This is a genomic window from Paenibacillus sinensis, assembly GCF_019904155.1.
Taxonomy (GTDB): Bacteria; Bacillota; Bacilli; order Paenibacillales; family Paenibacillaceae; genus Paenibacillus_AQ; species Paenibacillus_AQ sinensis.
Genome location: NZ_JAHCMB010000239.1, coordinates 99729 through 106150 on the forward strand (window position 1 = coordinate 99729; position 6422 = coordinate 106150).

At 48.5% G+C, this 6422-nt stretch carries 8 protein-coding genes and 1 pseudogene; 6 read left to right on the forward strand and 3 right to left on the reverse strand.

The genetic code is table 11. The annotated features are described in order from the left end of the window. The first annotated feature begins 53 nt into the window (after positions 1-53). The 3 genes from KIH86_RS28495 to KIH86_RS28505 all read left to right on the forward strand — a co-directional run bounded on the left by KIH86_RS28495 (position 54) and on the right by KIH86_RS28505 (position 2656). Positions 54-302, forward strand: coding sequence for an S-layer homology domain-containing protein (locus KIH86_RS28495; protein ID WP_223083131.1), 249 nt, complete (start codon positions 54-56; stop codon positions 300-302). A 177-nt stretch (positions 303-479) separates the two neighbouring features. Next, a complete protein-coding gene (locus KIH86_RS28500) occupies positions 480-1043 on the forward strand; it encodes a hypothetical protein (protein WP_223083130.1) in 564 nt (187 codons plus the stop codon). Between the two features lie 407 nt (positions 1044-1450). Then, positions 1451-2656 carry a macrolide family glycosyltransferase gene (locus KIH86_RS28505; RefSeq protein ID WP_223083129.1) on the forward strand — a complete coding sequence of 402 codons (1206 nt, stop codon included), beginning with the start codon at positions 1451-1453 and terminating at the stop codon, positions 2654-2656. Here the strand turns inward: KIH86_RS28505 and KIH86_RS28510 are convergent. Then, entirely contained in the window at positions 2631-3608 is a 978-nt protein-coding gene (locus tag KIH86_RS28510; protein WP_223083128.1) for a helix-turn-helix transcriptional regulator, read from the reverse strand. The two genes, KIH86_RS28505 and KIH86_RS28510, sit on opposite strands and share 26 nt — an antisense overlap. A 108-nt stretch (positions 3609-3716) precedes the next feature. On the opposite strand from KIH86_RS28510, the gene KIH86_RS28515 reads away from it, so the two are divergent. Then, positions 3717-4202, forward strand: coding sequence for a GyrI-like domain-containing protein (locus KIH86_RS28515; RefSeq protein ID WP_223083127.1), 486 nt, complete (start codon positions 3717-3719; stop codon positions 4200-4202). A gap of 21 nt (positions 4203-4223) precedes the next feature. Beyond that, positions 4224-4691, forward strand: a complete 468-nt coding sequence (locus KIH86_RS28520; RefSeq protein WP_223083126.1) for a phage tail protein — start codon at positions 4224-4226, stop codon at positions 4689-4691. An 86-nt stretch (positions 4692-4777) separates the two neighbouring features. On the opposite strand, the gene KIH86_RS28525 is transcribed toward KIH86_RS28520, so the two are convergent. Then, on the reverse strand, positions 4778-5449 hold the full coding sequence (locus tag KIH86_RS28525) for a nitroreductase (RefSeq protein ID WP_223083125.1): 672 nt from the start codon (positions 5447-5449) through the stop codon (positions 4778-4780). Between the two features lie 127 nt (positions 5450-5576). Here KIH86_RS28525 and KIH86_RS28530 point away from each other — a divergent pair, with 127 nt between their 5' ends. Continuing rightward, entirely contained in the window at positions 5577-5978 is a 402-nt protein-coding gene (locus KIH86_RS28530; RefSeq protein WP_223083124.1) for a winged helix-turn-helix transcriptional regulator, read from the forward strand. A 110-nt stretch (positions 5979-6088) separates the two neighbouring features. On the opposite strand, the pseudogene KIH86_RS28535 reads toward KIH86_RS28530, so the two are convergent. After that, positions 6089-6422 (reverse strand): annotated as a pseudogene (locus tag KIH86_RS28535) (TetR/AcrR family transcriptional regulator); the annotation flags it as partial.

A 6422-nucleotide genomic window follows, 5' to 3' on the forward strand; every position in this document is an offset into this window, starting at 1 on the left:
TCTTGCTAACGGATCAATCTCTTTTATAGTATAGTAGTCTTTATGGCGGATTAATGAACTTGTCGATGACGCTTAGCGGATTAAAGGATCGGATGCCGGTTCGAGATGTGGCCGCAACGCTTCGGCCATTCACGGATGGCGGACAGGTAAGCGCGTGGGCACAAAGTGACGTAGCGGCTTGCATCCTCACGGGAATCATCACAGGTAGAAACGATGCTGCCAATGCGGCGCAGGCAAATGTTACAAGAGCAGAAGTAACAATCATGCTGCAGCATTTGTTGCAGAAGTCTGATCTGATTTAAAGGATGCAGGTAATTGCGTTTTTGCTGAGAAAGTCCTGGCTAAAGCTGGGGCTTTTTCTTGTTCACTTGTTGGCGTGCCCGGAGGTGGACAACAAGCGGGCACCCTGCATTCGCACAAGCAGGCACTCTGTCCTTGGCGTACAATGAATTATAATCAGTGAGGAGAGGTGAACTTCCATGGCACAATCCAAAGGGGTGTTCGAACAGGCCAAACATTTGCAGGGGCGGCCGGTATGCATTACTCTGCATAGCGGAAAGACCTACGTTGGCTACATTGCCGATGTTAACAGTGGCGTCTTGACGCTGGCCGGCGCCTTGGCTCAGCCGAGCACCTCATCCGGGAAACAACACTCCCGGCGGCCTATGCAGAGCAAAGCCGGTTCCCATGCCTCGGGCAGCCGTAGAAATGGCTCGCGCAAGCCATCAGTTCGTTCCCGGTCGCGCAAATATTCAGTCCGTTCCCGCTCCCGTAAACCAGAGGCTCAGGTATCGGCCTTTCTACCGATAATGGGCTCGTTGTTTGGGGGATTAGGCGGTGTCGGTGGGCTTGGTGGCGCTGCAATGGGATCGCTCGGAGGTGCGTTGGGTGGCGGCATACGGTTATTCGGCACGATCCAACGATTTGTCCCGGTGGTGAAGATGGGGTACGGCATGATCAAGTCTATCCGCCCGTTTCTCGGCGCCGTTCAAGGCCTAATGACGCCGCCCGGAGCAGCCGGTACTTCAGGTGAATCACTGTAAGCGCAAGAGAAACAGCCCTTTTGGAGGGTCCAAGGGGGCTATTCGTTATCGGCGGGGAAAGGCAGGACTCCGAAATAATAGTAGACGGACCCGGGATTTTGCCGTTACAAAGAAGCATCGCTGTTGGACGATGACTAAGAGGGCGTTTAACATCAATCAGGATGGTACCGCAGAGCAACTCCGTCCGTTAAGGGATGGGGCTTTTTTTGCGTTCCAATAATGAAGTAAATGCTGGACAATTTGAGGTTCGCTTTTATCATTAAAGGAGAATACTAAAGCAGACATAACCAAATTTTTTGCTGCAATGAGCTGCCGACCTTAGTTCTGAATCTCATGGGACTTACTTATACGTGAAAGCAATGGCTGAAGGCTGGCAATGGGTTACAGCATATCTGAGGAGGGGGAGAATGGCGCGCGTTCTATTTATAAATGGCGGATCAGAGGGGCATATCAACCCAACGATTGGAGTTGTGCAGGAGCTTGTTTCGCGTGGGGAAGAGGTCATGTACTTCTGTATAGAAGCGTTTCGGGAGCGTTTGGAGAAGGCGGGAGCTTCAGTACGGACTTTTGACGATCAAAAATTTATTAGAGCTTTTATCTCAGGCGGCCGGAATTATGTGCTCGAAAGAGTCAACGGTCTTCTGCTTACGTCAGAGATCGTTATACCAAGCGTTCTTGAACAGATCCAGGGTGAGCATTTTGATTACATGATCCATGATTCGATGTTCGGCTGCGGGCGGTTGCTTGCCCAGATCCTTAAGCTTCCTGCAATTTGCTCCTGCACTTCTTTTGCCCAGACCAAAGAATCATTCGATGCAATAATGGAAAAAAACCTAATGCAAGCCCCTAATGAAATAGTCAAACCCATAAACGATAAATTCCACAGCCTGACGGTCATGATCAAGGAAAAATACGGTGTGGAGATTCACTCTCCTTACGAGGTGTTCTGTAATCCTGCGCCGCTCACAATCGTTTATACAACGAGGGAGTTTCAGCCATCCGGAGAAGCCTTTGCCCCGACTTATAAATTTGTAGGTCCATCCATTTCTTCACGGTTAGCGCGAGAAACCTTTGACTTTACTGCAATCATGGGGAGCCAGCCCATTTACATCTCACTTGGTACGGTTTTTAACCAGGCAGTGGATTTCTATAAGCTTTGTTTAGAGGCATTTGGGAACACTGATCATACGGTTGTTATGGCTGTCGGGGATAAGGTACAAACTTCTGATTTAGGCGAAATCCATGAAAATTTCATCGTAAAAAATTACGTTCCACAAATGGATGTGCTGCAATCCGCCCAATTATTTATTACACATGGTGGAATGAACAGTGTCCATGAAGGTCTCTATTACGGAGTTCCGTTAATTGTAATCCCGCAAAGCGCGGATCAGCCGATTATTGCAGAACAAGTAGCCAAAGTCGGAGCAGGGATTACATTACAAATGCAAGGCTTGACTGCACATCAACTGAGTGATGCCGTAGTTCATGTGTTAAGCCGATCTTCTTACAAAGAAGCTGCTGCCGATATTGGGAAATCCTTTCGAAGAGCAGGCGGGTACACCCAAGCTGTTAATGAGATTTTCGAATTTAGCTGTCGCCCCAGAACATGTTAAGCCGAGCTGCTCTCTCTTGTAAACCTTCCAGGACTGCTTCCGGCGCTTCCCTGACCTTGATATCTTCACCCAGGAAAAGAAGCCAATTGGTCATTTCGGTCAATTCTTCGGGCTTGTTCACATGGATAAAGGTCTTTAGGATGGCTGTTGCCTGGTAAGGATTCGTAAAGGAAATGGAAACTTTATATGGATGGTATTTCTTGTACTGTGCAATTGCTGTGGGTCCGAGCTCAAGGACAAGGTTGATTTCTTCTTCCTGCCGGCTTAATTTTTCTAGAATCTTTTTCTTGGCTAACCCTTTTTTCGCCGGGTAGGGTCTGACATCGGTGAGCTGGTCCACAGGAAGGAGCTGCTTCCGTTCTTCCTTTAAGTCAAAGCCCTCAATCAGCCATTGGCTTTTCTCATGATAAAGGCGCAGGAGATAAATTGCGTATGACTTGGTGCTCTTCTCCTCTTCGAGGGTAATCCATAAATAGCGATCCATAAGCAGGTTTTGGATGAGCTTCTCCAGCATGGGGCGGGGGAGGTCTGAAAGCTCAAGAAGGTCGGGATTATGCGGGTTGGTTCCTTCAAACAGCAGGATTTGATTCAGAAGGACAAGGTCATCCTGCTGGTTGTTAGAGATGAGGCCCAGTAATTTTTCTGCCAAAGATTGGCGACTCTTGAGATAGGGGAGTTGTGCATTTCTTGTCGCCATAAAGGCAATGAAGAGCGCTTTGACCTCATTATCTGTAAAACGTACATTTGGCAGGAGAGAGTTGTGCATGACAAAATATCCCCCATCCCTTCCAACTTCAGCGACAAGCGGCATCCCCAGGGCCTCGATTTCCCTGATATCCCGAATAGCTGTCGAACGGGAGATATGGAATTCCCGCATGATTTCAGAAATGGTGAAGTGGGACCGGTTGTTGATATACCGCATGATGGTGTTAATCCGCTCAATTTTTTTCATCAGAACTCCTAACAGTATCATTTTTTGACATGATTTAAGGCTATCATATACTCATCAAGTGAAGAAGACCAAGCATGAAATAAATAAAAAAGAAGGAAGGTTATGAATATGGCCGATTATGTACTGGAAGAAAAAAGCAGCTTCACCGTTTTTGGTCTTGGAACTGAGCTTAAGAGCCATTACACCGACTTCGCTGGAATCAATAAGGAAAAGTCGGACTTCTGGGAGGCAGTCAGCGAAGATGGCCGGCTTGACGCTCTAAAAGCCTTGGCTGAAAATGACTACATTTTTGCCGTGAACGAAGCGGTGAATAACAAGATGATGTTTTACGCTGGCGTCATGACCGAGACATCGGCGCCGGCATCGGAGGGGTCAAGGGTTATCCAGTTTCCTAATGGGGAATACCTGGTTGTCAAAGGGGACGGGAAGACGGCAGAGGAATTGAACAATAAGCTCGCCGGTATCGCCTTCGGTCAAGCCCTGCCGGAAGCTAAAAATTATGCCTATGTTGGCGGACCCAATGCAGCGGTTATGATGGGAGAGCGAAACGGCCTGGTTTTTGGTGAAATGTGGATTCCTGTTGTTAGGAAATAATGAGAGCATGGAGGGCTGGAAATGTCGTATATCGTTGATTTTAAAAATGTGTCTACGGTTGGCCTAGAGTCATCACCTGTAGCAGATGCGCTTGCCGGGCTACGCGCGAATGAAGCCCGTTACTTTATGAACAAATACAAGCATGAATTTACGGTTGTACCGGCTAGCGAAAGCCAGGAGGACCTTGATTATGTCTTCCGGATTTTGAAAGAAGAGCGTGATATCGAGTTTGCGGCAAAGCCATTGGAAACATCGCGTTTTCAAGTGGAAAATATCAAATGGACCTACGTCTTTTTTGAGGATGGTCTGGAGGTCAACGTCTTGTATACGGTTGATGACCCTAAGAAGCGGGCTGTTGGCTTTAAGCTCTCTGAGGGGATGGAGATACCAAAGGAGTTGGAGGCGAAGTTTAAGTTTGCCAGACAGAAGTCCAAGTTGGCCGGAACAATTCGAGGTTCGTTTTTTGTAATTAAAGGGGAATATTGTTGATACGAAAAATCAGGCCCATTTAGCTTGAAATATAGCTGAGATGGGCCTTTTATATGCTTGTAATTGATGGATGCGGTTATGAACACTTATTGTTTAAAATGCACCAGACGTTCGAGCGGCTCGCGTTCCGACACATGCCGGTTATAAGGATGATCTTCCTCCGCGTAACCGAGCAGGATGCCGGTGCGGATTAGGAGATGCTCGGGAATATCCAGCTCCGCACGCAGCAGCTTCGGATAAGCGACGGAGCTGAAGGCCGGCACGGACTGAATGCCGTGCTGCTCTGCCGCCAGCATGAGATAGCCCCCGAAGGTGCCCAGGTCCATGACCGACCATTCGGTCAGCGTGCGGTCCTGGCATAGAATGGCCAGCGCCGGAGCATTGAAGAACTGGAAATTATTGCGCCAGTTGGCTGCTCTCGCTTCCTGATCCTCGCGGGCAATACCGACATTCTCGAACAGACGGATGCTGTTGCGGCGGCTGCGGTCCTGCAAGTCCTCCGGCCATGTCTGCGGCATAGGGACCTCCGGGGCGTAGGGTTCAGACCGGTCATGTGCTTCCAGATAGGAGAGACGAAGCCGCTCCAGAGCAGCACCGGTCACTACGTACACCTCCCATGGCTGAGTGTTGGACCAGGATGGAGAACGGAGCGCATCTTCGAGCAGTTCGCGGAGCAGCTTGTCGGGAATGGGGCGATTAGGGTCGAAGCGGCGGTTAGATTTGCGGCTGCGAACAATGTTGGCGTCAGCTGTAGACATAATTGTTCCTCCAATGGGTTGATTTAGGGTATGGGAGGAGTGTAATCTTTACCTAACATTGTAGCAAGTACGCACATTTATGTTGTATAGGAACCATTTTGTGCCTAATGGAAAGGGGAGCATGATCATGACATTCGCAGAGGTGGACAATCAGCCATATTCCGGATGCCCCGTCAGCGTCACGCTGGAGGTCATCGGCGGTAAATGGAAGGGGGTAATCCTGTATCATTTGCTATCCGGGACAAAAAGATATAATGAACTCCGCCGGCTGCAGCCGGAGGTCACTCAGCGCATGCTTACGCTGCAGCTCCGCGAACTGGAGGAGTACGGCATCGTCCACCGTGAGATATATAAACAGATCCCGCCGCGTGTCGATTATTCCTTGACCGAATTTGGGCAATCGCTCGGGCCGATCATTATTGCGATGAAGGAATGGGGAGAGCGCAACAAGCAGGCAATCTATAGCGTCAAGGCGAAATGCAGCGAACCTAAGAAGCCGGGCGGCTCCGCATCTGCGGGTGAAGCGTAATATTGGACTATAGGAGCAGGGCAGGTCACTCTCTATGGAAAACAAAGTGTAAACAAGCCTATGCGAGCCTTTTAATTGTGCTACACAATGATTGGGTTTGAATGGTAAATTCAATTATTAGAATAGGGCGTTATCCCATTTGTATATAGGTTGTGCACTAACTTGAAAAATTCTTCTGACGATAAATCCTTTTGCTGCTGGAGCCAAAGACGAAATAAAGAAAGAGAGGTCGACAGGTAAAACTCAATTAAGTACGGCGTTAAGGAATGGTGTTGCGGAACATTTAATTCCAACTGCTCCAGAGTAATTTCTTTTTTTAAGCGTTTTAGAAAACGAGGATTTCCATAATCACCTAAGAGGGCATTGAGAACCAAGAGATGTTCTTTTTTGTCCAGACAATGGAACGCATCCTGAACCGTATGGATAGATAGCTCTTTATTCGCC

Excerpts from the sequence above, each read along its gene's own strand:
- KIH86_RS28530 (WP_223083124.1), top strand. The coding sequence starts at position 5,577 with ATGACATTCGCAGAGGTGGACAATCAGCCATATTCCGGATGCCCCGTC.
- KIH86_RS28525 (WP_223083125.1), bottom strand. The coding sequence starts at position 5,449 with ATGTCTACAGCTGACGCCAACATTGTTCGCAGCCGCAAATCTAACCGC.
- KIH86_RS28495 (WP_223083131.1), top strand. The coding sequence starts at position 54 with ATGAACTTGTCGATGACGCTTAGCGGATTAAAGGATCGGATGCCGGTT.
- KIH86_RS28520 (WP_223083126.1), top strand. The coding sequence starts at position 4,224 with ATGTCGTATATCGTTGATTTTAAAAATGTGTCTACGGTTGGCCTAGAG.
- KIH86_RS28510 (WP_223083128.1), bottom strand. The coding sequence starts at position 3,608 with ATGAAAAAAATTGAGCGGATTAACACCATCATGCGGTATATCAACAAC.
- KIH86_RS28505 (WP_223083129.1), top strand. The coding sequence starts at position 1,451 with ATGGCGCGCGTTCTATTTATAAATGGCGGATCAGAGGGGCATATCAAC.
- KIH86_RS28515 (WP_223083127.1), top strand. The coding sequence starts at position 3,717 with ATGGCCGATTATGTACTGGAAGAAAAAAGCAGCTTCACCGTTTTTGGT.
- KIH86_RS28500 (WP_223083130.1), top strand. The coding sequence starts at position 480 with ATGGCACAATCCAAAGGGGTGTTCGAACAGGCCAAACATTTGCAGGGG.